Raw genomic sequence first — 25536 nt, forward strand, 5'->3', positions numbered from 1 at the left:
ATTGGCGACCGCGCCACCCTGGATGCTGGCGCCGTCCTTGAGCTTGACGGTGTTGTCGAGCTCGATGCCGGCATTGTCCGTGATCGTGGAGCCCGACACCGTGATGCCGTCCAGCGTCAGCTTGGCATTGGCAGTAACTGTGGCGGTGCTCAGCGTGGAGCCGCCATCGATCGTGCTGGCGCCAGTGACGTCGATCGTGCCGAGACCGTCGATCGTACCGCCGCTGATCGTCGCGCCGTTCACCGTCAGCTTGCCGGTCGCATCGACCGTGACGTTGCCGCTGTTGGCGACTGTCGAGCCCTGGTCGATCGTCAGCCAGCCATTCGCCAGCACCTTGATCGTGCCGCCGGAGGCGTTGGAGACGGTCTCGTGGGCGAACTCCGCTGTGCCCTTGACGTTGACTGCCCCTGAATTGTTCAGCGTGCCGTTCTCGATCAGGCTGGTGCCGTCGAGCTCCAGCGTGCCCAGAATCGTCACGGTGCCACCGTCGACCGTCGCGCTGTCGACAATCAGCGTCGTGCCGGCATCGGCCTTCAGCGTGCCGCCGGCATTGTGGATCGTGGCGAGCGTCGTCAGCGTGCCGCCGAACAGCTCGATCGTGCCGGAATTAGTTATCGTGGTACCGCTGGCGAAATCGCCGCCGCCCTTGAGCGTCAGATAGCCGGCATTGGTGAGGACGCTACTGTCCAGGAACTCGGCCTTGCCACCAACCGAGATCGTACTTGCCGCGAAATTTGTGAGCTTCGAATCGGCCTTGAGGCTGACCTCGCCCGCAATCGTCAACGCACTCTTGTTGATGACTTCCGGCGCCGTGTGGCCGACCGTGGTGTCGTAGTCGTTCATCGTGATCGACTTGGCGTAGGCCGCGGTGTCGATCGTCACCGGATAGGACGGCGTCAGCCCGTGCAACTGATCGGTGATAACGATGACGTCGTCATTGATGGTCGGGACCGTGCCGGTTGCCCAGTTCGCGGCGTCCTTCCAGAAGCCGCCGGAGGGAGCGCCGGGCTTGTCGGTCGCGATCCACACCACGGCGGGAGCGTCGGTGCCGGTGATCGTGACGGTGATGGTCTGCTGCGAAGTGGCGCCTTGCGCATCCTTGAGCGTCACGGTGTAGACCAGCGTCAGCACCTCACCCTTGGGGATGAAGTCGGCGAGATAGACCGGCAGGTCAGCCAGCGACCAGTTGATGGTGCCGGTACCGTCTCCGGTGCTGTCGGCACCCGCCGCGATCGCGACTGACATCGCGCTCTGGAACGCCGCGAGCGGCCCCGGCGGAACGGTGCCATCCGGCAGGGTCGCGCTGGTCAACGCCACCGACACCGTATGCTTGTCGGTGAGATCGACATCGTCGAAACTCAGCGTGCCCGTCGTCGGAACATCGCTGGTGAGCGGGCCACCCGGCACGCTGGTGCCGCCTTCGAAGATGATGACCGGAACGCTGCTGGTGATCACCGGCTTGTCGTTGGTGCCGGTGATCGTGATGGTGATGTCGATGGTCGACGTTTCGGGATTGACCGAGAAATTATTGTTGACGCGGACCTTGTAGGTCAGCGTCAGCGTTTCACCCGCCGCGAGGAAGTCGAAGACGTGGTCGGGGATCCTGTAGGTCAGGTCCGCCGAACCGTTGTTGTTGTTACCGGCGGCTGCGGCGACGCTGATCTGGGCCTGCGTTGCCGCGATGTCCTGCTTCTGGAGTGCTGAGAGCGTCCCGGTGACATCCTGCTGGCCGGCGTTCTTGTAGACATAGTTCGGCGCGTCACCCAGGTCTATGCTTACCGTCGGCCGGTCGCCAAGGTTTTGGTCGACGAAAGTGATGCGGAAGATAATCTCGTCGGGCCCCACGGTGTCGCCGGACGCGTCCGCGCGGTCGCCGGTCGCGTTGGCGTGCTCGGTCAGCTCGAACGCCTTCTTCACATTGCCGTTGAGATCGAGGCTGCGCGCAAGGGGCGGGCCGGGAATGCGGGTGCTGGTCGACGGATCATGGCCGGACCCCTGCGATGTCGGCTCAGGGAGATGCGTGAAGGTCGCGGTCGCGGTGGCACCGGTGTCCGTCTTGATGAAGACAATGTTGCCGGTCTGCGTGATCGAGTCCGTGAAGTTCTGGGTCAGCTTGGTGTTGCTGTTGTTGTCCGTGAACTTCAGCGTGAACACGTCCGTGATCAGCTTCTGAATGTCCGGCGACATCAGGGCATTGGAGATCGAGACGTTGCCGCCGCTGATCTGGATCATCTGGCCGGCCTGGTTGACTGTCGCGATCGGCAGCAGCGTGACCTTGTCGAACAGGATGTAGGAGCCCGTGGTGCCGTTCGGCTCGACCAGCACCTGGAAGCTCGCCTGCGGCTGCGGATCGCCGCCGCCGGCGGGAACAACGAAGTTGATCTGGGTCAGCACCGCCGTGCCGCGGATGCCCATGGTGGCGACCGGCGTGTCGATCTTCATGTCGCCGTGCTTGGCGGTCTCGCCGGCGACGAAGGTGATGGTGCCGGCGACCAAGCTCAGCAGCGAGGAGTTGCTCGACCCGTTGGGGTCGTAGACCATCTCGTTCAGCACCATCCGCGCATTAGAGGACAGGCCGAACACCGTGCCGTCGATGAACGTGATGCCAAGCGTCGAGTCGCCACCGGTCGAGACCACGTCGCCCTTCTCGACGTTGTCGCCGTTGTTCAGGATGACGGAGACGCCGTTGCGGACCGCGGTCGCGCTGCCGGAGAGCTTCGTGACGTGGCCGATGACCTGGGCGGCGGCAATGCCGGAAGCGGTCTGCGCATATTGCACATGGCCGGTGAGTGCGTTGACGACGTCCCCGGTGAGGTGCGCGCCGTCGGGTGAGGCGATCGCCGCGCGCTTGTCGCCCCTGAAATAATCGTGAACGACGAAATCGTGCCCATCATGGGACAGCACAAGGTCGAGACCGGCGCGCTTGAAATCGCCGTTGAAGATCAGGTTCGGGTCGGGAACCACGAATGCGCCATCAGGCACGTGACCGTGTGCCTTCGCGATAAAGGAATCGACATGGCCATCGGCGGGCGATCGGGAACCCAAGCCGTCCAAGGAAATCGCGGCGTCAAATTTGCCAGCGTAATTCAATCCGGGCACCAAAAAAGGAGTTAAAATCTAAGTAAGTATCGCTCGCCTAAACTTGCATATCATTACCAAGTCCTTAGCGAAACCACCTATTGCTTGTGTGATTTCGCATCACCAAGCGGTCGATGCTCCCGCGCGGCGGGGCATCCGCAGAGAAGGCAAAGTAATTTTTGAAATATTCATAAGTAAAGCAGCGCTTATTTCCGCTCATTTCAAGTCACCCCGTGTACTCCATTGTAGAAATCCTACAATAGATACTTTTGTCATCTTTTGTTCGTGGTACCCCGCACCACCTTGCGGCAAATACCGAGCCAAATCCGTGATCCAACTAACAGAACTCGTGAAATAGCGAGCCGTTAGCCATAAGGCGCAGAATCAGTTCCAGGACAACTTGTGCCTGCAATTGGTCGCTCTTCGCGGCAACCGCCGCCCTGCTAGCCGGCGAATCGTAAAATTTTACGCAATTTGAGCAGACCCGTTTCAGCCTGTTGCCCGGTTTTGGGATCCCAGCCGGGCGCGTTAAGCAGAACAAAACCGCCTGCCTCGCACTATCTCCCCGAAAGCAACAAAGCCCGGCACGTACAGGTCGAGGGGGACCTGGCGAAGCTGGAAGGGGATGTCAGATGGAGACCGCTGCTCGTTCGCGCGCTTGGCGCGCAATCCTTGTGCTGTGCGGATTGATCCTGCTCGGATCGGCCGCCGAGCTTCGCGCTGGCACGCTGCTGTCGCCGGGGGCCAGCGTCCTCGTGCGCAAATCCGCCGAGCCGTTCGGCGTGTTCGCCTTCGCCATCTCCGCCGGTAGCCTGCAACAGAAATGGCTCGCGCTGAGGTCCAGGCTCGACGATGACATGGTGCAACTCGCGCTGTGCGACGGCGACCGGGAGAATTGCGCCTCGCCCGCTGCGCTGAAACTGCTCGCCATCGTCGACCAGGCCCGCAGCCGTGACGGCCGCGCTCTGCTGGGCGAAACCAATCGCGCCATCAACCTCGCCATTCGTGCCGCCGATGACGGTTCTGAGGACGTCTGGAGCTCGCCGCTCGCGACTTTTGCGCGCGGCGCCGGGGATTGTGAGGACTATGCCATTGCCAAGCTCGCCGCCCTTAAGCTCGCGGGCGTCGCCACCGAAGATCTCCGCATCGTCGTGGTGCGCGACGTCAGGGCCGGCGAAGAGCATGCGGTTGTTGCCGCACGGCTCGACGGTCACTGGCTGATGCTCGACAACCGCCGCATGGCAATGGTCGAGGACGACGCTGCACAGAGCTACCAGCCGCTGTTCGTGCTCTACCGGTCGGCCGTGATGAAATATGTCGACGAACCCGTGCAGTTCTCGATGGTCGCCGTCGACGCGCATTGATTTTCTTGAAGCCCGGATGGAGCCACCGGGTCGGCGCACAGCGCCGCCCGATGACAGGCTCCGCGAAATCCGGGGCCGCTGCCGCCTGTCGCACGAATCCCGAGTTTGCGCTGCGCTCCATCCAGGCTACCAGCACAAAGTACGCTTACCCACAAAGCCATTCCACAGTGCGATCCGGGACGCTAGCATGGCCGCGGCTATGCGGGGGCGACTGGAATGCGGTTCATCGTGCTGACTGTGCTTGCGCTGCTGGCCTCGCCGGCGGCTCCAGGCTTCGCGCAATCCGGCCCGTCCGATCGCGCCGTCGCCGACAGGCTGCCGCTGTTCGCCAGGAACAACTGCCAGCAGATCCGCGATCCCGGCAATCAATTGTTCTGCGGTGATACCGAGCTTGCCGCCGCCGCCGAGAAGCTGAGCACAGGAATCGAGGCGCGGCTTGCCCGCCTGCCCGATCGCCTGCCTGGGATCGAGGAGAACGCGATCTGGATCCGCCAGCGCAACCTCGGTTGCGGCATCGTCGGCCAGACCGCGATCCGCGCCGACGATTTCAACCGGGTGAAGGCGTGTCTTCTCAAGGTGACCGATGAGCGCGCAGCGATCGTACGCGATCCGGATTTCGACTGTCTCGCCGCCAACACCGCCGCGGGCGCGCTGATCTGTGCGGACCCGTCGCTGGCGCTTGCCGAGACCGAGTTGAACAGCCATGTCCTCGGCCTGATCGGCAAGCTTGATCCGACCGCGGCGCGGTTTGCCTTCGCCGAATATGGCCGGTGGACGCGGGAGCGCGATCGCAGATGCGATCTGGTCGGCAAGGAGAACGTGCCGCTTGGGGAGCTCGAGTCCGCGGAGGACTGTCTCGCCGGCTACCTGAAGCACAAGGCCGACGAGATTGGCGCGGCGAAAGGCGATCCGAAGAAGGTGTTTGGCCGGCAGGTCGCAGCCCGCGCGCCCGACACCGATGCCGTCGACTTCTGCGCCGCGCGAATCCACGCGGCCAATTCCTGCGGCAACTTCCTCCGCATCAACCGCGTCTACGCGCTCGACAGCCAGGTGGGCGAGCAGGAGGCGCAAGTCACGGGCGAAATCGAGATGGCCGTTCTGGCGCCCTTCGCCACCTGCAGCAAGGTCGCCACGACGTGCACGGGCACCTGCTGGGACGCCAGAACGGGTCGTCCGCAGCCTGGCGTCGGCAACAAGGAGCGCTCCGCAGACGCCTTCAACGTCACACGCCGCCTCAGGATCCAGCGCACATTTGCGTTTGTGAAAGCCGCCGATGGCTGGCGCTGCCGGGAAGATGAACTGGCTCCGGTGAATTCAGGCACCGCGGGCGGGGGATCGTAGGGCTCTGTCCTCTCCCTCTCCCCGTTCTTATGGGGAGAGGGTTGGGGTGAGGAGCTGCTTGAGCGAATCCGTTGACAGTTAGACGCGGAGAACCCCCTCACTCGGATCAAAACATCAGATTGTCCTTCACCAGAACCCAGCGGCCGCCCTTGACCTGCTGCACCTGGGTGATGGTGTTGGCGAGGTGGTCGGTCTTGGAGAATTTGGTCGGCGGCGAGTTGAAGATGTCGAGGAACTTGTCGCCCGATTCCAGCGCGTCCAGCATCTTCTGCCCGGTCAGATCCTTGCCCGCCTTGTTGGCGTAGAACGCAAACGTCGTCACCGCGTTGTAGCCGATGATGGCCTGGGTGTTGGCATCGGTGTTGAACATCTTCTTGTAGTTGACCAGCCAGTCCTTCACCTTGCCCTTTGCCGTGTCCTCGTAGGGAATCTCGAATCCGGACGCCGCATAGAGCCCTTCGACGGCCTCCTTGCCGAGCATGGGCACCTCCATCACGTTTGTTGGCGTCGCGCCGAGGAAGGTGACGTCCCAGCCGAGCTTCTTGGCTTCCGTCATCGCGCCGATGGGCTCACGGAGCACAGCGCCGAGCACGACGAGGTCGCAGCTGTCGGACTTCATCTTGGCGATCTGCGCGCTGAAGTCGGACGCACCGCGCTTGTAGCTCGTGATCGAGGCCGGCTGGACCTTCATGGCAGTGAGCTGCTGGTTGAAGCCGTCGAGCACGTTCTTCCCGTACTCGTCATCCTGATGCATGATGCAGGGCTTCTTGAAGTTCTTCCACTCCATCATGTATTTCAGCGCCGCCCGCGTGCTCTCGACATAGGGCAGCAGATTGTTGAACTTCAGCCGCTCCTGCGGCTTGGCGGGATCGAACTTGAACGTGAACTCCGCCGCCGTCAGCGGGAAGAGCTGAAGCACGCCGGCGTCGAGCAGGATATCCTGCGCCGCCAGGACAGTCGGCGAGCCCATTGCCCCCACCATTGCGAAGATCTTGTCGCGCTCGATCAGCTTCTGCGATGCGAGCACGGCCTTCTTCGGATCGTAGCCGCTGTCCTCGACGACAAGCCGAATCTTTCGTCCCTGGACGCCGCCGGCGGCGTTGATCTCCTCGACCGCCATCTTCATGCCATTCGAGACTGGCACGCCCCAGCCCTTGATCGGCCCCGACAGATCCTGATGGGTGCCGATGACGATCTCGGAGGCCGAGATGCCCTCATTGGTGACCTTGGTCTGCGCCGCGGCCGGCAAACAGGTGAGCACCACCGCGCCTGCCGCAAAGCCGAACGTTCTCAACGATCTCGACATTGACGTCTCCTCTCTTGGGGCCCTATGATGCGAAGGGTGGGGCCATCACTCCTTCGCTGTTATTCAAACAAGATTGTTCAAGCCACCGCCCGCGTCGGATACATCGCGTCGATCTCGGCGGCATAACGCTTGTTCACGAAGCCGCGCTTCAGCTTCATGGTCGGCGTCAGCTCCTCGTCCTCCGGAGTGAGCTGGCGTTCGATCAGATAGAACCTCTTGATGGTCTCGACGCGGGCGAAATTGGCATTCACCGATTCGATCTCGCGCCAGATCAGGTCCTGGATCTCCGTCGCGCGGCACAGGCTGGCATAATTGGTGAAGGGAATGTCGTGGTCCTGCGCGAATTTCTCGACATTCTCCTGGTCGATCATCACGAGGCAGGTGAGGTATGGCCGCTTGTCGCCGATCACCACGGAATCCGAGATGTAGGGCGAGAATTTCAGCTGGTTTTCGATCTCGGACGGCGTGACGTTCTTGCCGCCGGAGGTGATGATGATATCCTTCATCCGGTCGGTGATGCGGACGAAGCCTTCATTGTCGATGGTGCCGACGTCGCCGGTATGCAGCCAGCCGCGATGGTCGATGGTCTCAGCTGTCCTCTCCGGCTGGTTCAGATAACCCATGAACAAGAAGTCGCCCCTGATCAGGATCTCCCCGTCGGGCGACAGCGCCACTTCACCCCACGACACCGCCTTGCCGACCGAGCCGAGCTTGATCCGCTCCGCCGGCATCATGGTGGCGACCCCGCAATTTTCGGTCTGGCCGTAGACCTCGTGAATGTCGATGCCGAGCGCGAGAAACCAGCGGATCAGCTCCGGTGCGATCGGCGCTGCGCCGGTGAAGGCGATGCTGCAACGGTCGAGCCCAATCATGCGGCGAATGTTGCGGAATGTGAGCCGGTAAGCGATGCCGTTCGCGATACGCAATGACAGCGGCGGCGGTTTCCCTTCGATCCTGCAATCGACCATGCGATAGCCGATGTCGATGGCGCGCCGGTAGACCCATCGCTGCAGCGGGGTCGCGTCCTTCAGCGCGATGGTAATGGCGGAATAGAATTTTTCCCAGATGCGCGGCACCGCGAGGAAGATGGTCGGCTGCACCTCGCGCAGGTTGTCCGGCACGGTCTCCGGACTCTCGGCAAAGTTCATCACCGAGCCGAGCGCGACCGAGATGTAATAGCCGCCGATCCGTTCGGCGACATGGCAGAGCGGCAGGAAGATGAGCCGGTCCTCATCCTCGCGCGCCGGAATGAAATCGTTGGCGTGCCGCATCTGGTGCGTGACGCTGCGATTGGCGTGCATGGCGCCCTTGGGCGGGCCCGTGGTGCCGGATGTATAGACGAGGACCGCGAGATCGCTCGCGCCGCGACTGCCGACCATCTCCTGCCACAGCGCCTCGCGGCCGAGCATGTGGTTGCGCCCGAGCGCACGGAACTCGTCGAGCGACATCACCATGTCGTCGGAGAAGCCGCTGAGGCCCTCCATGTCGAACACGATGACCTTTCGCAGAGACGGACAGCGCGCGCGGCAGGCCAGGATCTTGTCGAGTTGCTCCTCGTCCTCGGCGAAGATCACTTTCGTCCGGGAATCGTTGACGAGATATTCGACCTGGGATGAGGCATCGGTCGGATAGATTCCGGAAGAGACGCCGCCGGCGCACAGAATGCCCATATCGACATAGACCCATTCCGGCACGGCGTTGGCGATGATGGAAGCGACATCGCCGGGCCTGAAGTCGATGGCGTGCAACGCGTAGGCGACCTCCTTCGAGATCTCCAGCCATTCGCGCCAGCTGGTCGGCTGCCAGATCCCGAATTTCTTCTCGCGTATAGCCGGCCTGTCACCCCGCGTCTCCGCGGCGCGCAAAAAGCTTTTCGCGATCGTGTCAGCGACCGTCAGCACCGCCGGTCGGGCCATGCACGTCTCCTCCTTGTCGCGTTCCCCTCCGCTGCCTGCCTTGCCGGCGGTCTATTTTGGCGGATGGACTCTGGTACTTAAGGCTTCCTCTGACGCCAAATCTTAACGCCAAATCTTAACGTCAAGTCTTCTAACGCCAAGTCTTCTTCTTTTTCCAGCGCCGCTCGCCTCGTGCGCCCGCTTCCTTGGCGCCAAGGTAGAATTCCTGGATGTCCTTCGAATGCATCAAGCGGTCGCAGCTGTCGTTCATCACGATCCGGCCGATCTCCAGCACATAGCCATAGTGGGCCGTCTCCAGCGCCACCTTGGCGTTCTGCTCGACCAGCAGAATCGACATGCCCTGCTCCTCATTGACGCGACGAATGATGGCGAAGATCTCCTTCACCAGGATCGGCGACAGCCCGAGCGAGGGCTCGTCGAGCAGCAACAGCGTCGGCCGGTTCATCAGCGCGCGGCCGATCGCAAGCATCTGCTGCTCGCCGCCGGAGAGCTGTCCGGCCGGCTGGTTGATGCGCTCCTTCAGCCGCGGGAAATAGCCGTAGACGCGCTCCAGATCTTCCGCGACGCCGTTACGATCCTTGCGCGGGTAGGCGCCCATCATCAGGTTCTCGCGCACGGAGAGGAACGGGAACACCTCGCGTCCCTCCGGCACATGGCTGAGGCCCAGCCGCACGATCCTGTCCGCCTCCATGCGCTGGATCGACTTGCCCATGAACTCGATGGCGCCCTTCTGCGGATCGAGAATGCCCGAGATCGTCTTCAGCACCGTGGTCTTGCCGGCGCCGTTGGCGCCCAGCAGCGTGACGATGCGGCCGCGCGGCACTTCGAGCGAGATGCCGCGGATCGCCATGATCGGCCCGTAATAGCTCTCGATATTGGAGAGTTTCAGGATGATGTCTGGTGTCGCCACGGCATCCATTGCGTCAGGCTCCCAGATAGGCGGCGACAACATCGGGATGCTCTTGCACTTCGGCGGGCGAGCCCATGGCCAGCACCCGGCCGTAGTTCAGGGCAATGACGCGGTCGGAGACGCGGTTGACCAGCGCCATGTCGTGCTCGACCATGAGCACGGTGACGCCGAGTTCGCTCTTCAGGTCGCGGATCCAGAAGGACATGTCGTCGGTCTCCTCCACGTTGAGGCCGGAGGACGGTTCGTCGAGCAGGATCAGCTTCGGCTCCGAGCATAGTGCGCGCGCCAGCTCGATCACCTTGCGCACGCCGTAAGGCAGCCCCGAGATCAGCTTGTCGCGGTAGGGCTCGAGATCGAGGAATTCGATGACCTGCTCGACCCTGCGGCGATGCACCTTCTCGTCGGCGCGTACGCCCGGCAGGAACAACAGCTCCTGCCAGAGCTGCGTGGTCGAATGCCGGTGGCGGCCGACCAACAGGTTCGACAACACCGTTGCATTCTCGAACAGCTCGATGTTCTGGAACGTGCGGGCGATGCCGAGCCTTGCGATGTCGTGGGGCGGCTGTTCCGTGATGTCCTGATCCTCGAAAAAGATGCGACCTGAGGTCGGCCGATAGATCCGCGAAATCAGGTTGAAAATCGAGCTCTTGCCGGCGCCGTTGGGCCCGATGATCGAGAGGATCTCGCCCTTCTCGACCGCGAACGACACCGCATCGACGGCCTTCAACCCGCCGAAATGCAGCGACAAACTCTCGGCGCGAAAATAGCTCATCGGTTGCGCTCCGACTTCACGTAGATCTTCTGCCGCTTGAAGGTGGCGCGCTTGTAGAGCGGGAACAGCTGAAAGAAGAGTTTGATCTTGAGCCAGCGGCCGTAAAGCCCGAGCGGCTCGAACAGCACGAACAATACGATGATGATGCCGTAGATCGCGCCTTTCAGGCCGTTGAGCGAGGCAAAGGCCGCGACCTTGGACTGGACGTTGGCGGCGGCTTGCGTGCCCGCTCCGAAGGTCGCTGCAATGCCGGCGATGATGCCGGGCATATCGTCCTTGAGGTAGGTCAGGAACGGATCGATCATCACGATGAAGATCGCCCCCAGCACCGCGCCGTGCAGGCTGAAGGTGCCGCCGATCAGGATCACGATGATGAACTCGATCGAAAGCTGCAGCGTGAACATCTCCGGCGAGATGAAGGAGAGCTTGTGCGCGAACAACACACCGGCGAAGCCGGTGATCGCCGCGGAGATCGCAAAGGACTTCACCTTGTACAGCGCGACATTGACGCCCATGCTGCGCGCCGCGGTCTCGCTGTCGCGGATCGCGACGAAGGCGCGCCCGGTCGGCGAACGCAACAGGTTGAGCGTACCGACGATGGTCAGCACCAGCACTGCGAGGCAGAGGAAATAGAAAGTGGGGCTGTCGCGTGAGACTGCAACCCCAAACAGCGACACCGCCTTGACGCGCATGCCCTCGTTGCCGTTGGTGACGCTCTCCCAGCGCGCCAGAATCTCCTCGACGATGAAGGCGAAGGAGATGGTGGCGATGACGAGATAAATGCCTTGCAGCCGCAGCGCGGGGAAGCCGACCAGCGCACCGATCAGCCCGGTCAGGAGCCCGGCGGCGAGAAAGTAGACCGGGAACGGCACACCATATTTCTGCAAATAGGCCGCCGTATACGCACCGATCGCGAGAAACGCCGCATGCCCGAGCGAGGCCTGCCCGGTGAAACCCGTCAAGATCAGCAGCGCCACGCCGACGGTCGCGTAGATGCAGACGAAGACGAGCTGGCTCATCAGATAGCTGGAGAGCACATAGGGCGCGATCAGCAGCACGGCCAGCAGAAGACCGTATGAGACGTAATAGCCCGAATGCGGAAACAGCCGGATGTCGTCCTCGTAGTCGGTCTTGAACAGGAAGCGCATGCGTTCAGACCTTCTTGCGGACGTGAAGGCCGAACAGGCCTTCGGGCTTGAGCAAGAGCACGGCGAGCAGCACGATGTAGGGCGCGACGTCCTTCCAGCCCTCGGCCAGATAGAAGCCGGCCATGCTCTCGATGACGCCGATCAGGACGCCGCCGACGACAGCACCGGGGATCGAGCCGAAGCCGCCGAGCACGGCGGCCGGGAACGCCTTCAGGCCGAGCACCAGACCGACATTGGAATGGATGAAGGTGATCGGCGCCAGCAGCACGCCGGCGCAGGTCGCAACCGCCGCGCTGATCGCCCAGACGATCGAGACCACGCGCTTGACCGGGATGCCCATGTAATAGGCCGCCAGCATGTTCTCGGAACTGGCGCGCATCGCGGTGCCGAGCGTGGTCTTGTTGAAGAACAGCCAGAGCAGCGCGCAGAGGATGACCGTCGCCGCAATCACCGAGAGCTTGTCATGGGCGAGCACCAGCGAACCGATCCGCAGCACGCCCTGGCTGAACGGCGTATCGATCTTGAAATCGTCGGTGCCCCAGATCATGCCGGAGACCGAGCGCAGGAAATAGCCGAGCCCGATGGTGGCCATGATGATGGAGAATTGCGGATAGCCGAGGATCGGCCGCACCACCACGCGCTCGGCCAGCATGCCGAACAGCGCCATCGCCGCCACCGCGCCGGCAAAGCCGACCCAGTAGTTCAGCCCCATCATGCCGATGAAGGTGAAGGCAAAGAAGCCGCCCAGCATCATCAAATCGCCCTGGGCGAAATTGACGACCTCGGTGGCCTTGTAGACGAGTACGAAGCCGAGCGCGATCAGGCCGTAGACGCAGCCGAGCGCAACACCGCTGACCAGCTGCTGAACGAAATCCAGCATCGTCGCGCATCCTCCCGATACAACCGGCGGTTCTTCCAGACCGCCTTGCCGCATCTTGTGTTCAGTCGCTACGCAGTCGTTTCGCTGCGTTCGCGCCATTCGTCCCTTCGCCAATTCAGCCTGAACCGCCCAGCGCTGTCAACAAACGGTGACTTGCCATTAGTCCAATCCGGATGACGGAATTTGCGGTAGCGCGATTCACGGTGCCGAAACATCTTCGGGGCATGGTCGCGAGCGATGCAAAACCGCAAGGTGTGGCCGTGATAAAGCGGGATGACTCGGCGCTCGAAGTCATGGGGTTAACGAAGCGTTTTGACCGTCTGGCGGTGGATAACCTCGATCTCACCATCCATGCCGGTGAATTCTATGCGCTGGTCGGCCCCAACGGCGCCGGCAAGACCACCACTTTGCGCATGGTTGCAGGCCTTTTGCGGCCCGATGCCGGCGCCGTCTCCATCTTCGGCATTGATGCGCTCGAAAACCCCGTCGCCGCCAAGCAGGTGATGGCGTGGGTCTCCGACGAGCCCATGATCTACGACAAGCTCACGCCGCTCGAATATCTCGAATTCGTGGCCGGTCTGTGGGGCATCGCACCATCGGGCTCGGAACCGGTCGCCGCCGAGCTCCTGAACTCGCTCGGGCTCGAGCCGCACCGGCACGAACGCTGCGAGGGTTTTTCCAAGGGCATGCGCCAGAAGGTCGCGCTCGCCGGCGCACTGGTGCACGATCCCCGCCTCATCATCCTCGACGAGCCGTTGACGGGACTGGACGCCGTCTCCGCCCGCCATGTCAAGGGACTCCTGAGCGAGCGCGTCCGCGCCGGCTGCACCGTCATCATGACCACGCATATCCTCGAGGTCGCCGAACGCATGGCCGACCGCATCGGCGTGATCGCAGCCGGCCGCCTGGTTGCCGAAGGCACGCTGACCGAGCTGCGCCAGCAAAACGGGCACGCCGATACCAGCCTGGAAGATCTGTTCATCGCGCTGGTGACGCTGCAGGAAGCCGCATGAGCTCGGCCACTGCGCTGTCCTGGTTCGCCCGCCACGAGCTCCGGCTCGCCTGGCGCGAATGGCTCGCCATGATGACCGGCGGGCGGCGCAAACGAACGCGTGCCGCGGTAATCGGCCTGCTGTGCTTCGCGGCGCTGCTGCACGTGCCGGCCTGGGCGGTGATCGGCCGCTTCGCCGACCTGCAATTGCCGCTCGACAAATCCTCGCTGATCGTGATCTCGGCGACGATTTTTCTCGCCTGGACGCTGATGCTGTCACAGGCGATCGAATCGGTGACGCGGGTGTTTTACGCACGCGCCGATCTCGACCTCATCATGTCCTCACCTGCGACGTTGGCCAATCTGTTCTCGGTGCGCATCGCCGCGATCGCGCTCACCGTCACGGTGATGGCGCTGCTGTTTTCGACGCCCTTCATCGACGTGCTGGTGTTCGGAGGCGGCGCGCGCTGGCTTGCAGCGTTCGGCGTCGTCGTCGCCATGGGCCTGTCGGCCGCAGCGATCGCGATCGCCGTCACGATCCTGCTGTTTCGCCTGATCGGTCCGGCGCGGACACGGTTCGTCGCACAGATCCTCGCTGCGATCATCGGCGCCGGCTTCGTGATCGCGCTCCAGGTCGCGGCGATCATGTCCTATGGGACGCTGTCGCGCTTCACCATCCTGACCTCGGGTAGCTTGGCCACTTATGCGCCCGATGCCGAGAGCATCTGGTGGTGGCCGGCGCGGGCGGCGATGGGGGACGCCGAAGCGCTTCTGCTGCTCCTGGCGCTCGGGCTCGTGCTGCTCGGAAGCGTCATGGCGATCTTCTCGGGCCGCTTTGCAGACACGGCGATCGATGCCGCCGCCTATGGCGCGGCCGGCCGTCGCAGCGCGAAGGAGCGCCCGTTCCGCGGCGGATCGCGGCAGCATGCCCTGCGGCGCAAGGAATTTTCGCTGCTCTGGCGCGATCCCTGGCTGATCTCGCAGACGCTGATGCAGCTGCTCTATCTGGTGCCGCCGGCGCTGCTGCTCTGGCGCAACTTTGCCGACAGCTCCGCGGCGCTGACGCTGATCACGCCGGTCATCGTCATGGCGGCGGGTCAACTCGCCGGCGGGCTTGCCTGGCTGACGATCTCGGGCGAGGACGCGCCCGACCTGGTTGCGACCGCGCCCCTGACGCCGTCCAGCGTCATTCGCGCCAAGATCGAGGTGGTGCTGATCGCGATCGCCATCATCTTCTGCCCGCTGGTCGCGGCACTCGCTTTCGCCTCGCCGTTCCAGGCCGCGGTCAGCGCCGGTGCGGTCATCGTCAGCGCGGCCTCCGCCACCGCCATCCAGCTCTGGTTCCGGGTGCAGGCCCGGCGCAGCCAATTCCGCCGCCGCCAGACCTCGTCGCGGCTTGCGACCGTCGCCGAGGCGTTCTCCTCGATCGGCTGGGCTGCCAGCGCCGCGCTGGTGCTCACGCTCCCCATCGTCGGTCTCGTCAGCGGCCTGATCACCGCGAGCCTCGTCACCCTCACCTGGAAGTTCAGCCCGCGGCGGGAGTAAGAATGGGCGGCGTGAGGGTGCGACACTGGCGCGCTGTTGATCGCGCGCTGTTGGCCACGCGCTGCATTGCACGCTAGACTTTCCCCTGAAATTCATCGGGGATGGATACATGCGGCGACTGGTTTCGGCGGTTCTGGCGCTGTTCGGCGCATCCCTCTCACCTGCTCTCGCCCAGCAGCCCCAGCGCAGCGAATGCCTGGCGATGGCGAATGCGGCACCCCGCGTGACGCCGGTGGCGTTCCGGCAGGCCGCAGCCCCGGCTGAAGTCCAGATTACCTATGCGGGCCATTCGACCTATTTCATCGACACGCCCGGCGGCTTGCGCATCGCCACCGACTATAGCGGGGCCTACCAGGTGGGACGGCTGCCCGATGTCGTCACCATGAACCGGGCCCATAGCACGCATTACTCTTTATATCCCGACAAGCGCATTCCTCGTGTGCTGCATGGCTGGGGCGAGGACGGCAAGCCGGCCATCGTGTCGGAGCGCATCGGCGACACCTTCATCCGAAACGTCACCACCGACATCCGCCGCTATTTCGGCGACGATTCCGGCTCCGACATGATCCGTGACGGCAACTCTATCTTCATCTTCGAGGTCGCGGGTCTCTGCATCGGCCATCTCGGCCATCTTCACCACAAGCTCGACGACAGCCACTTTGCCCAGATCGGGCGGCTCGACATCGTGATGGTACCGATCGACGGCGCCTACACCATGTCGCTCGATGGCGTCTCCGAGATCACCAAGCGGCTGCGCGCCTCGGTGGTGCTGCCGATGCACCGCTTCGCCACCCCGCTCGACGATTTCATGCAACGCATCGGTCAGCAGTTCGAGATCGACCGGCGCATGGAACGAAGTTTCCGGATGTCCCGGGAAGCGTTGCCGTCGAAGCCGACGGTGATCATCCTCGACGGGGTGTGACGCGCAATTTTCTCCAAGTCGGCTGCCGGCCGCTCGTGCTGATCTCCTGAGCATAGGAGATCGACATGACCGATTTTGCGAGATTATTGCACGCGGACGGACCGAACCCCGAGCACGCGGCGGCGCTCCAGCTTTATGGCCGCTTCGTCGGCGATTGGGACGCCGAGATCACCGCCCATGGCCCCGATGGAACGAAACACACCGCGCCCGGCGAAATCCATTTCGGCTGGGTGCTGGAGGGCCGCGCCGTGCAGGATGTCTGGATCATTCCGCGCCCCGCCGGCAGCCCGGCCTTGCCGATCGCTGGCAATTGGTACGGCACGACGCTGCGGGTCTACGATCCGACCATCGATGCATGGCGGATTTCCTGGTTCGATCCCGGCCGCTGCATATTCCGCCAGCAGATCGGCCGTCCACGCGATGCCGACATCGTGCAGGAAGGCACGACCGAAGCCGGCGACCTGACGCGCTGGAGTTTCACGGAGATCACCGAGGATTTCTTCCACTGGCTCGGCGAGGTCAAGCCGGCCACCGCAACCGATTGGCGGCTGGTGGTCGATGTGAGGGCGAAGCGGCGCAAGGGATGACGACGGCACCGCTGTGCCCACGATGACGGGTGCGGTTGCGCAACGCGCGCTGCTGCGTGCGAGGACGAGGTGCTAGGCTCCCAGAACAAGATGCATGCATAAGGGGAGCACACGTCGATGGCTGCAAGCGGTCTACCCGCCAACACGAGCGGGCTATTCGTCGAGCCGCGCGAGGACTGGCTCGCGCTGCATCGGGAGGAGATCACCGATCCCTCGCGGCCGATCGTCGATCCCCATCACCATCTCTGGGATCGCGGGCACCGCTATCTGATCGAGGAGATGGCGGCCGATATCGCCTCCGGCCACAATGTCACCGCCACCGTCTATGTCGACTGCCGCTCGATGTATCGTGCGCACGGGCCCGAGGCGTTCCGGGCGGTCGGCGAGGTCGAGTTCGCCAATGGCGTCGCCGCGATGAGCGCGAGCGGCGGTTACGGCAAGGCCGCGATCTGCGCCGGCATCGTCAGCCACGTCAATCTGCTGCTCGGCGATGCCGCAAAACCGGTGCTGGAGGCCGAGATCGCGGCAGGCAACGGTCGCTTCCGCGGCATCCGGCATTCCTCGGCCTGGGACCAGGATCCTGCTGTCGCCGGCATGTATGCGAGCCGACCGCAGGGATTGCTGCAGGACCCGACCTTCCGCAAAGGCTTCGCCTGTCTGGCGCCGCTGAACCTGAGCTTCGACGCCTGGCTGTTCCATCCGCAGATCGGGGAGCTGACCGAGCTCGCCCGCGCATTTCCCGGCACCAGGATCGTGCTCGATCATTGCGGCGGCCCGGCCGGAATCGGCCGCTTTGCCGGGCGACGCGAGGAGGTGTTTCCGCAATGGCGCGCCTCGATCCAGGAGATCGCCAAATGCGAGAACGTGGTGGTGAAGCTCGGCGGGCTCGCGATGTGCCTGCTCGGCTACGACTTCCATTTGCGCGAGAGGCCACCTTCATCCGAGGAGCTTGCCGCGGCCTGGCGGCCTTATGTCGAAACCTGCATCGAGGCGTTTGGACCCAAGCGCGCGATGTTCGAGAGCAATTTCCCGCCGGACAAGGGCCAGTGCAGCTACCAGGTGATCTTCAACGCCTTCAAGCGTATCGCGGCGCCGTTGAGCGAGACCGAGAAGACGGCGCTGTTCTCGCAGACCGCGACCGATGTCTACCGGCTCGAATTGCCGTCATGACGAGAACAGGGGCCGGGATGTTGATCCCGGCCCCTGTTCCGTCGTGACCGCTGGGAAGCGTCCTTGAAACTGATTAAACTCTAACCGGCCCCCATGAGCGAGGCCGGACGGCGCTCGCCGGTGGAGACGAAGATCTTCTTGAGCTTGTTGACGACCCGGATCAGGAAGCCGATCATCACGGGATTGGTCTTGCGGCAGAAGGCGATCTTCTTGACGTGGCCTTCGACATGCCATTTGGCATGCGCGCCTTCGCGGAAGAAGATGACGTCGCCCGGGCCGTAGCGCTTCGGCGGCATGCCGTCGCTTTCGAGCACGATCGATCCTTCCATGATCATGATCGTCTCGTCGATATCGTAGTACCAATTGAAGCGCCCTTCGGTGCAAGCCCAGATGATGGTCGAAGCGGTGCCGTCGGCGCTGGTGGACAGGATGTGCGAGCGCGACACCGGATTGCCTTCGATAATCCAGGACGGCTCGATCGGCCGCAGCTCAAGCTCTACATTGCAACTACTGATTTCAATCAATGTGCGCGACATCTGTTTCCTCAGGGGATAAAATATGACCTGCCCGGGTCTCGGCCCGGATTGTTCAAAGATGCCGGGAACGCTAGTAGCCGGTTTTTAATTCTTTCTTACGCGGGGCCAGACAATCAGCCGCAAGTTGCAGACGCGAAACGGTTAACGTCCCAATTTCCCTGCGATTTCGCGCACATGAACCCTTCTTTTCCGGGGTGCGACAAAGTGCGCGAAGCATCTGAAAGGAGTCATGCCGATGCCCCTCACCCCGGAGGTTCTCGCAACCCAAGGCGAGGTCGTCGCCTGGCTCGGCAGTCTCGATGTCTCCTTCGCAACCGACGAGGAGCCCTGGTTCACCGTCGACGGCATCGAGAGCCCCCGGCAGATCGGCAGTGACGGCTCCGGCGGCGCGTTCGTGCTGCTGCCTTCTCAGAATGTGCTCTACGTCTCATCGGAAGGCCGCGCGGGAATTATCGCGGAGAGTTTCGAGGCCTTCGTCAGGCTCGTCGTGGCGCGCCCCTACTGGCTCGACATCCTCAAATTTTCCGCCGGCGGTGACCTCCATGAGATGCGGCGGGCGGCCGACGCGCTGGAAGCGACACTCGAGGACGAGGACGACGTCAACGAGGCACGCGAGGAAATCCGCAAGGGGCTCGACCTGCCCGAGGCGAATGATCCGGTCGGTGCGCTCTACGACGCGGTGGCGGCTTCCGACGCCATTGTGCGAGCCACCGACGGCAGCCCGTTCACGACGCTGTTCAACCGCTTCAGCATCGACAACAGCCCGATGCTGCGCAACGCGGCGGCGTAGTTACTTCGCCCATTCGCCCTTGCGAAACACCGGCACTTTGCTGCCGTCGGCCAGAATGCCGTCGATGTCGGTCTCGGCCGAGCCGATCATCCAGTCGATATGGATCAGGCTCTGGTTGCCGCCTTGCGCCGCGATCTGCTGCGGCGTGAGCTGCGCGCCGTTGACGAAGCACTTCGAATAGCACTGGCCGAGCGCGATGTGCGAGGCCGCGTTCTCGTCGAACAGCGTGTTGTAGAACAACAGCCCGCTCTGCGAGATCGGCGAGGAATGCGGCACCAGCGCCACTTCGCCGAGACGCCGCGCGCCCTCGTCGGTGTCCAGCACCTTGTTCAGCACCTCCGCGCCGCGGGAGGCCTTGGCGTCGACGATCCTGCCGTCCTCGAAACGCACTGCGATGTTGTCGATCAGCGTGCCCTGATAGGACAGCGGCTTCGAGCTCACGACATGGCCGTAGACCCGCCGGCAATGCGGCGTGGTGAAGACTTCTTCGGTCGGGATATTGGCGTTGCAGCTGATGCCGTTCTTGGATAGCGAGGCGCCGCCCTCCCACTCGTGTCCGTCGGCGAGCCCGATGGTGAGGTCGGTGCCCGGTCCCGAGTACTGGAGCGCGCGGAAACGCTGGCCGTTGAGCCAATTGGTGCGTTCCCGCAGCACCGCATTGTGGCTCGCCCAATTGGCCGGCGCGTCGTCGCGATCGACGCGGGACGCCGCGAAGATCGCGTCCGCGAGCTTGCCGATCGCGACCTCTTCAGGATCGTTCGGAAAGACTTGCTTCGCCCAGGACGGGCTCGGATAGGCAATGATGTTCCAGTTGGTGTCGAAATTGACGATCTTTTCCAGCGCCGGCTGATAGGCCATGGAATTGGCCTTGCTGGCGCGTGCGACCTTGGAAGCATCTTCGCCCGACAGCAGCATCGGATTGTCGCCGACGATGGCAAGACGCGCGGTGTTGTTCGAGAACGCCTTGGCCATGCCCTCATAGAGCCAGTTGGCGGCACGATCGAAGCTGTCGTCGTGGCCGTGGCGATAGCGCGCCAGCGTCATCTCTTCGTCGGAGAGAATGGGCGTCACGATGCCGGCGCCGGCCTTGTAGGCATGCACGGCGATCCGCCGCACCAGCGGCAACGCGATCGCAGGTGCCGTCAAGAGCAGATCCTGGCCCGGCCGCAAGCCCAGGCCCACCTTCACCGCCACCTCGGCCAGCCGGTCGAGCTTCACGGGATCGATGGGAGTGGAGGTGATGCGTTGATCAGTCATGCCGGATCCTCTGCCGAACGTCTTTCGTTCAATTTAAGTCTAGCATCGCGAGACACAAGTGCGCGAGTGCCTTGCGACACCCCAAAGATACGCAGTTTCGCGCATTTTGGTTTTCAACGTGTTGCCGATTTCAGCACCCGGTCGACCATGGCGGGAGCAAGGCCGAGGTAATTTTTCGGTGATGTCAGCGCCTCGATCGTGGCACGGTCGATTCTGGCAGAGACGCGGGCGTCGGACGACAGCGCGTCCGCCAGTGTAAGACCATTCTCATTGGCGAGCCGGCAGGCGTCATAGACCACGTCATGGGCCTCCTGCCGCCCAATCTGCGGCGCGAGCCCCATCATGACGGCTTCAGCCACGATCAGACCGCGGCTGACGGCGAGATTCTCGTTCATCTTGCTTTCGTCGACGATGAGACCGGCGAGCGCGAACTTCGCCTGGTGCAACGCGCCGGCGGTCAGCACGAAGCTCTCGGGGATCGCCATCCATTCGGCGTGCCAGGGCCCGGTGGCGCGCTCGAAATCCTGCACCATGGCATCCAACATGAGGCCGGCGTGCTGGCGCACCGCCTTGGACGCCGCGAGCATCAGTTCCGAGGAGATCGGGTTGCGCTTCTGAGGCATGGTCGAGGAAGCGCCGCGTCCCTTGACGAAGGGCTCGTAGACCTCGGCGAATTCGGTCGAGGCCATGATCATGATGTCGAGCGCGATCTTGCCGAGCGAGCCGGTGACGAGCGCCAGGAAATTCACGGCCTCGGCAAAACCATCGCGTGCGACGTGCCAGGTCGAGGCGGGGACGCCGAGCCTCAGTTCGACGCAGAGCGCCTCCTGCACCTCGAACCCCTTGTCGCCGAGCGAGGCCAGCGTCCCGGCTGCGCCGGCGAACTGGCCGACCAGGACGCGCGGCTTCAACTCACTGATCCGCTCGGCGTGGCGGTCGAACATCGCGAGCCAGATCGCGGTCTTGTAGCCGAAGGTGACCGGCAGCGCCTGCTGGAGATGGGTGCGGCCCGCCATCGGGGTGTCGCGATAGCGCCTGGAGAGGTCGGCGAGAATCTTGCGCAGTGCGGCGATGTCCTGCTCGACGATCTCGAGCCCGGCGCGCAGTTGCAGCACCACGGCGGTGTCCATGATGTCCTGCGTGGTCGCACCCCAATGCACATAGCGGCCGGCATCGCCGCATTGCTTCACCATCTGATGCACCAGGGGCAGGATCGGATAGCCGACCACATCGGTCTCCTGCCGCAACAGGTCGAAATCCAGCGCGGCAAGATCAGTCCGCGCCGCGATCTGGTCGGCGGCATCCTGCGGGATCACCCCGCACTTCGCTTCCGCCTTCGCCAGTGCCACCTCGACCTCGGCATAGCGCGCGACCGTCGCGATATCAGAAAACACCTCCCGCATCTGCGGCGTGCCGAAGGCATCGCGGAACAGCATGGAATCGAGCACGGTGGTCGAGGCATGAAAAGCGGGCATGGGCGTTTCTTCGTGGTTGGTGTGTTGTGTGAAGGCAGCTTACGCACACGGAGCTGTTCGGCAAATGGACATTCACCGCTCGTCACACATTCGATGCCGTCGCGAAGGCCAGGACAACGTGGGAAGCTGCCGCACGCCATTGCCTCAACACCGTCATTGCGACGAGCCCTCGCGACGAAGCAATCCACGCTGTCTCCGCGGCGACAAGCTGGATTGCTTCGCTGCGCTCGCAATGACGTGCGACAATCCGGCCGAAACCGCCACATTCTAACCCAGGCTGCATTCCTCCCCGTAAATCGCATGGCTGCCATCACGCGATCGTGGTGAACCGGACAGGCCCCTTGGCGGACTTACAGACATCAGCCGAAATCCATTTTGATTTCATCATTGCCCGATGTCGTCTTGAGGCCTGAGTTTTCGACGTGCAGTTTCTGTTCCGGGATCACCTGCTCGATACCGACTTGCGCGAGCTGAGCCGCGAGCAGGTTCCCGTTGCCGTGGAGCCGCAGGTTTTCGATCTCGTCGTCCACCTCATGGAGAACCGCGACCGGGTGGTCAGCAAGGACGAGCTGATCGACAAGATCTGGCACGGGCGCAGCGTCTCCGAATCCACCCTGACCAGCCGGATCAATGCGGCACGCAAGGCGGTCGGAGATAGCGGCGCGAGCCAGGCGCTGATCCGCACCATCTCGCGCAAGGGTTTTCGTTTCGTCGGCGACGTCGAGACCAAGCGTGGGGCGACCGCGCCGGAATCCGGTTTTGGAGCGAAGCTTCTGCAGGCCCCGCTGCCGCTACCGGACCGGCCGGCCATCGCGGTGCTGCCCTTCACCAACATGAGCGGCGACCGCGAGCAGGATTATTTCTCCGACGGGATCAGCGAGGACATCATCACCGCGCTGTCGAAGCTGCGCTGGTTCTTCGTCGTCGCGCGCAACTCCTCCTTCGTCTACAAGGGCCGCGCTGTGCACATGAACGAGGTCGCGCGCGAGCTCGGCGTGCGCTACGTGCTCGAAGGCAGCGTGCGGCGGAGCGGCGATCGCGTGCGCATCTCCGCACAGCTCAACGACGTTTCGACCGGCAGCCATCTCTGGGCCGAACGCTACGACCGCGAGCTTGCCGACATCTTCGCCGTGCAGGATGAGATCACCGAGGCGATCGTCGCCGCGATCGAGCCGCAGCTCTATACCGCCGAGAGTTTTCGCGCCCAGCAGAAACCGCCGGGAAGCCTGGATGCCTGGGACCTCGTGATGCGCGCATTGTCGCATTACTGGCGCATCACTCGCGAGGACAATGCCGCCGCGCAGGGACTGCTCGAAAAGGCCGTCGCGCTCGATCCCGCCTATGGCAAGGCGCTCGGCCTGCTCGCGACCAGCCACATCTTCGGCGCGCATATGGGCTGGTCCGACATGGCCCCGACCGTGCCGGTCGCCGAACGCGCCGCGCTCGCGGCGGTGGAGGCGGATCGCGAGGATGCCTGGGCCCATCACGGCCTGGCTTATACTTATCTATTCCGCCGCCGCTTCGACGACGCGCTGGCGGAATTCGAGCTGGCGCTGAACCTCAATCCGAACTTCGCGATGGCGCATGCCTTCTACGGCGTGACGCTGTGCTACGCGGGACGATGGCAGAACGGCGATGTCGCCGCGCGCCGCGCGCTGCGGCTGAGCCCCCGCGACCCGCTCGCGGCGATCTATTGCGGCGTCGCGGCCTATGCCCGGTTCATCGGCCGCGATTACGAAGGAGCCGCACAGATGGCGCGCGAGTCGATGCGGCAGCGCGCCGATTTCGTCGGCGCGCATCGCGTGCTGACCGCCGCCGCCGGCATGTCGGGGGATCCCGCGCGCGCGGCTTCCGCCCTGGAAGGCTTGCGCCGCGCCCAACCGGGCATCTCGCTGGCCTGGATCACCCGCGAGCTGCCGATGCTGCGGGACGAGGATCGCGAGCATTACCTCGAGGGATTGCGGCGCGCGGGGATGAGATAGCGAATTTCTCCTCTCCCGCTTGCGGGAGAGGAGAAGAGGGTCGCTACTCCTGCATCATCTCGCCGCTGCCGCCGAACTCGGCCGGGAAATCCTTGAGCTTGGGCAGGCCGTCGCGCATCGGCAGCACCGTCTCGGCGTAATTGACGTGGACGCCGGGCGCGAAGGCGAGCGTGGGAATGGTGGCGGTGAAGACGTCGACCAGGCCAAGCGGCGGATGGTTCGTCATGAGGTGGCCGCCGCATTTCTTGCAGTATTTGCGCTGGCTGAGCGGCGTCTTGGTAAAGGTCTCGACATTCTCTGCACCTTCGGTGATGCGCACAGCCTCGGGCTTCCACAGGCTGAACGCGTTCACCGGACCGCCCGACCACGAGCGGCACGAGCGGCAATGGCAATAGCCCATCGCCTCCGGCGCGCCTGTGGCCTCGATCGTGACCGCGCCACAGAAGCAGTTTCCGACATGTTTCATTGGGTCGTCTCCGTTGATGAAGGTTTGAATTTCTCTCCCCGCGCCCGTTTGCCGATAGCTCGGCAAAAACGGATGCGGGGTCGCGACGAGCTTCGCTCGCGCAGGTAGCGTCGGGGTGAGGGGATTCACCCCGAGAAACGTTGAAGGCCGGGTCGGCAAGATCCGATACGCGCCTCGGCGCCGCCGCGCGTCCTCCTTTCGGCGGACGCGACGGAAAGACGCGCAAGCTATACCGACTTGCGCCAGGGAATAAGCATCGAGACCCGTTGTTTGTACTGCCGGTACTCGTCGCCGAAGAGATCGATGAGGTCGTGCTCCTCCAGCGCGATGCCGACGAAGATGTAGAGCGTGGTCACGGCGGCGAACAGCAGATGGCCCACGGTCATGACCGGCGCCGCCCAGAACGCAATGATGAAGCCGAGATAGATCGGATGACGGACGAACTTGTAGAGCAGCGGCGTCTTGAAGCGCGGCGGCGACGCCTCCTTGCCGACGAGATGATTGGTGACCTGATGCAATCCGAACAACTCGAAATGATTGATGATGAAGGTCGAGGTGAACACCAGGACCCAGCCCACCAACGACAGCGTGACGATCGTCACAGCAAGATCCGGGTTCGCGACCTCCCATATGACCGTGGGCAGCGGACGCCACTGCCAGAACAGGAGGAGCAATGACAGGCTCGCAAACAGCACATAAGTGCTGCGCTCGACCGGCTTGGGGACGTACTGCGTCCACCATGCCTTGAACTGCCGGCGCGCCATCACGCTGTGCTGGACCGCAAACAGGGCCATCAGGAGCAGATTGATGATGACGGCCTCGGCGACGGGTGTGTCGGTCCCGGTGTCGATGGTCTTCGGCACCACCAGCCCCATGACGAAGCCGATGGCGTAGAGAATGGTGACGAAAAACACGAGATACGCCGCAATTCCGTACAGAAATGCGATGAACTTGAAAATGCGTGAGCCCGCAACCGGGCCGATAGGATGAACCTGATGATCAATTTGGGTCATAAACAGCTCCGTTGTGCCAAAACGCCGGCACTTCATTGGTCGCTGCACCATGCCGCACCGGAGGTCCCAAGACTTTCGCGGACGGTT

Annotated in this window: 21 protein-coding genes; 9 read left to right on the forward strand and 12 right to left on the reverse strand. The window is 63.4% G+C overall.

Annotated features, from left to right (window positions below):
- On the reverse strand, positions 1–3090 hold a 3090-nt coding region (locus AC0L27_RS36480; protein ID WP_473322593.1), incomplete at its 3' end, for a FecR domain-containing protein.
- 620 nt (positions 3091–3710) lie between these two features.
- On the opposite strand from AC0L27_RS36480, the gene AC0L27_RS36485 reads away from it, so the two are divergent.
- Both AC0L27_RS36485 and AC0L27_RS36490 read left to right on the forward strand, forming a co-directional pair.
- Positions 3711–4442, forward strand: a complete 732-nt coding sequence (locus tag AC0L27_RS36485; protein ID WP_473322596.1) for a transglutaminase-like cysteine peptidase — start codon at positions 3711–3713, stop codon at positions 4440–4442.
- A 216-nt stretch (positions 4443–4658) separates the two neighbouring features.
- Complete coding sequence (locus AC0L27_RS36490) at positions 4659–5783, forward strand: lysozyme inhibitor LprI family protein (RefSeq protein WP_354207678.1); 1125 nt, start codon at positions 4659–4661, stop codon at positions 5781–5783.
- Between the two features lie 106 nt (positions 5784–5889).
- Here the strand turns inward: AC0L27_RS36490 and AC0L27_RS36495 are convergent, their stop codons facing one another.
- The 6 genes from AC0L27_RS36495 to AC0L27_RS36520 all read right to left on the reverse strand — a co-directional run bounded on the left by AC0L27_RS36495 (position 5890) and on the right by AC0L27_RS36520 (position 12715).
- Complete coding sequence (locus AC0L27_RS36495; RefSeq protein WP_354207676.1) at positions 5890–7089, reverse strand: ABC transporter substrate-binding protein; 1200 nt, start codon at positions 7087–7089, stop codon at positions 5890–5892.
- A 77-nt stretch (positions 7090–7166) separates the two neighbouring features.
- Complete coding sequence (locus AC0L27_RS36500; RefSeq protein WP_473322599.1) at positions 7167–9005, reverse strand: AMP-dependent synthetase/ligase; 1839 nt, start codon at positions 9003–9005, stop codon at positions 7167–7169.
- A 130-nt stretch (positions 9006–9135) separates the two neighbouring features.
- Positions 9136–9924 (reverse strand): ABC transporter ATP-binding protein, encoded by a 789-nt coding sequence (locus AC0L27_RS36505; RefSeq protein WP_354207933.1) that lies wholly within the window; start codon positions 9922–9924, stop codon positions 9136–9138.
- 4 nt (positions 9925–9928) lie between these two features.
- Entirely contained in the window at positions 9929–10687 is a 759-nt protein-coding gene (locus AC0L27_RS36510) for an ABC transporter ATP-binding protein (protein ID WP_275170769.1), read from the reverse strand.
- A complete protein-coding gene (locus tag AC0L27_RS36515; protein WP_275170767.1) occupies positions 10684–11835 on the reverse strand; it encodes a branched-chain amino acid ABC transporter permease in 1152 nt (383 codons plus the stop codon). Before AC0L27_RS36515 ends, AC0L27_RS36510 begins: the two co-directional genes overlap by 4 nt.
- 4 nt (positions 11836–11839) lie before the next feature.
- A complete protein-coding gene (locus AC0L27_RS36520; RefSeq protein WP_007605146.1) occupies positions 11840–12715 on the reverse strand; it encodes a branched-chain amino acid ABC transporter permease in 876 nt (291 codons plus the stop codon).
- Between the two features lie 224 nt (positions 12716–12939).
- Here AC0L27_RS36520 and AC0L27_RS36525 point away from each other — a divergent pair, with 224 nt between their 5' ends.
- The 5 genes from AC0L27_RS36525 to AC0L27_RS36545 all read left to right on the forward strand — a co-directional run bounded on the left by AC0L27_RS36525 (position 12940) and on the right by AC0L27_RS36545 (position 17930).
- Complete coding sequence (locus AC0L27_RS36525) at positions 12940–13728, forward strand: ABC transporter ATP-binding protein (RefSeq protein WP_473322620.1); 789 nt, start codon at positions 12940–12942, stop codon at positions 13726–13728.
- A complete protein-coding gene (locus AC0L27_RS36530) occupies positions 13725–15251 on the forward strand; it encodes a permease (protein WP_354255946.1) in 1527 nt (508 codons plus the stop codon). The genes AC0L27_RS36525 and AC0L27_RS36530 overlap by 4 nt, the downstream gene beginning before the upstream one ends.
- Positions 15252–15360: 109 nt before the next feature.
- Positions 15361–16173 carry an MBL fold metallo-hydrolase gene (locus AC0L27_RS36535; protein ID WP_354207668.1) on the forward strand — a complete coding sequence of 271 codons (813 nt, stop codon included), beginning with the start codon at positions 15361–15363 and terminating at the stop codon, positions 16171–16173.
- A gap of 65 nt (positions 16174–16238) precedes the next feature.
- Entirely contained in the window at positions 16239–16760 is a 522-nt protein-coding gene (locus AC0L27_RS36540; protein ID WP_354207666.1) for a hypothetical protein, read from the forward strand.
- A gap of 117 nt (positions 16761–16877) precedes the next feature.
- Entirely contained in the window at positions 16878–17930 is a 1053-nt protein-coding gene (locus AC0L27_RS36545) for an amidohydrolase family protein (RefSeq protein ID WP_354207664.1), read from the forward strand.
- A gap of 80 nt (positions 17931–18010) precedes the next feature.
- Here the strand turns inward: AC0L27_RS36545 and AC0L27_RS36550 are convergent, their stop codons facing one another.
- Positions 18011–18466 (reverse strand): cupin domain-containing protein, encoded by a 456-nt coding sequence (locus AC0L27_RS36550; protein WP_473322604.1) that lies wholly within the window; start codon positions 18464–18466, stop codon positions 18011–18013.
- 235 nt (positions 18467–18701) lie between these two features.
- Between AC0L27_RS36550 and AC0L27_RS36555 the strand changes: the two genes are divergently transcribed.
- Entirely contained in the window at positions 18702–19256 is a 555-nt protein-coding gene (locus AC0L27_RS36555; RefSeq protein ID WP_354207662.1) for a hypothetical protein, read from the forward strand.
- Here AC0L27_RS36555 and AC0L27_RS36560 read toward each other — a convergent pair whose 3' ends face one another.
- Both AC0L27_RS36560 and AC0L27_RS36565 read right to left on the reverse strand, forming a co-directional pair.
- Positions 19257–20513, reverse strand: a complete 1257-nt coding sequence (locus AC0L27_RS36560; RefSeq protein ID WP_354207660.1) for an aminopeptidase — start codon at positions 20511–20513, stop codon at positions 19257–19259. It abuts the gene before it with no gap.
- Positions 20514–20626: 113 nt separating this feature from the next.
- Positions 20627–21988 (reverse strand): class-II fumarase/aspartase family protein, encoded by a 1362-nt coding sequence (locus AC0L27_RS36565; protein ID WP_354207658.1) that lies wholly within the window; start codon positions 21986–21988, stop codon positions 20627–20629.
- Between the two features lie 422 nt (positions 21989–22410).
- Between AC0L27_RS36565 and AC0L27_RS36570 the strand changes: the two genes are divergently transcribed.
- The gene (locus AC0L27_RS36570) at positions 22411–23970 is read left to right on the forward strand and encodes a winged helix-turn-helix domain-containing tetratricopeptide repeat protein (protein ID WP_354207656.1); all 1560 of its coding nucleotides are present in this window, start codon (positions 22411–22413) and stop codon (positions 23968–23970) included.
- Between the two features lie 43 nt (positions 23971–24013).
- Here AC0L27_RS36570 and AC0L27_RS36575 read toward each other — a convergent pair whose 3' ends face one another.
- A complete protein-coding gene (locus AC0L27_RS36575; protein ID WP_275170742.1) occupies positions 24014–24436 on the reverse strand; it encodes a GFA family protein in 423 nt (140 codons plus the stop codon).
- Positions 24437–24663: 227 nt separating this feature from the next.
- Positions 24664–25449, reverse strand: a complete 786-nt coding sequence (gene mddA, locus AC0L27_RS36580) for a methanethiol S-methyltransferase (protein ID WP_354207653.1) — start codon at positions 25447–25449, stop codon at positions 24664–24666.
- Positions 25450–25536: the final 87 nt, after the last annotated feature.

This window comes from Bradyrhizobium sp. Ken51 (assembly GCF_055807435.1).

Coding starts and splice junctions, on each gene's coding strand:
- AC0L27_RS36485 (WP_473322596.1), top strand. CDS start 3,711: ATGGAGACCGCTGCTCGTTCGCGCGCTTGGCGCGCAATCCTTGTGCTG.
- AC0L27_RS36490 (WP_354207678.1), top strand. CDS start 4,659: ATGCGGTTCATCGTGCTGACTGTGCTTGCGCTGCTGGCCTCGCCGGCG.
- AC0L27_RS36495 (WP_354207676.1), bottom strand. CDS start 7,089: ATGTCGAGATCGTTGAGAACGTTCGGCTTTGCGGCAGGCGCGGTGGTG.
- AC0L27_RS36500 (WP_473322599.1), bottom strand. CDS start 9,005: ATGGCCCGACCGGCGGTGCTGACGGTCGCTGACACGATCGCGAAAAGC.
- AC0L27_RS36505 (WP_354207933.1), bottom strand. CDS start 9,924: ATGGATGCCGTGGCGACACCAGACATCATCCTGAAACTCTCCAATATC.
- AC0L27_RS36510 (WP_275170769.1), bottom strand. CDS start 10,687: ATGAGCTATTTTCGCGCCGAGAGTTTGTCGCTGCATTTCGGCGGGTTG.
- AC0L27_RS36515 (WP_275170767.1), bottom strand. CDS start 11,835: ATGCGCTTCCTGTTCAAGACCGACTACGAGGACGACATCCGGCTGTTT.
- AC0L27_RS36520 (WP_007605146.1), bottom strand. CDS start 12,715: ATGCTGGATTTCGTTCAGCAGCTGGTCAGCGGTGTTGCGCTCGGCTGC.
- AC0L27_RS36525 (WP_473322620.1), top strand. CDS start 12,940: ATGGTCGCGAGCGATGCAAAACCGCAAGGTGTGGCCGTGATAAAGCGG.
- AC0L27_RS36530 (WP_354255946.1), top strand. CDS start 13,725: ATGAGCTCGGCCACTGCGCTGTCCTGGTTCGCCCGCCACGAGCTCCGG.
- AC0L27_RS36535 (WP_354207668.1), top strand. CDS start 15,361: ATGCGGCGACTGGTTTCGGCGGTTCTGGCGCTGTTCGGCGCATCCCTC.
- AC0L27_RS36540 (WP_354207666.1), top strand. CDS start 16,239: ATGACCGATTTTGCGAGATTATTGCACGCGGACGGACCGAACCCCGAG.
- AC0L27_RS36545 (WP_354207664.1), top strand. CDS start 16,878: ATGGCTGCAAGCGGTCTACCCGCCAACACGAGCGGGCTATTCGTCGAG.
- AC0L27_RS36550 (WP_473322604.1), bottom strand. CDS start 18,466: ATGTCGCGCACATTGATTGAAATCAGTAGTTGCAATGTAGAGCTTGAG.
- AC0L27_RS36555 (WP_354207662.1), top strand. CDS start 18,702: ATGCCCCTCACCCCGGAGGTTCTCGCAACCCAAGGCGAGGTCGTCGCC.
- AC0L27_RS36560 (WP_354207660.1), bottom strand. CDS start 20,513: ATGACTGATCAACGCATCACCTCCACTCCCATCGATCCCGTGAAGCTC.
- AC0L27_RS36565 (WP_354207658.1), bottom strand. CDS start 21,988: ATGCCCGCTTTTCATGCCTCGACCACCGTGCTCGATTCCATGCTGTTC.
- AC0L27_RS36575 (WP_275170742.1), bottom strand. CDS start 24,436: ATGAAACATGTCGGAAACTGCTTCTGTGGCGCGGTCACGATCGAGGCC.
- mddA (WP_354207653.1), bottom strand. CDS start 25,449: ATGACCCAAATTGATCATCAGGTTCATCCTATCGGCCCGGTTGCGGGC.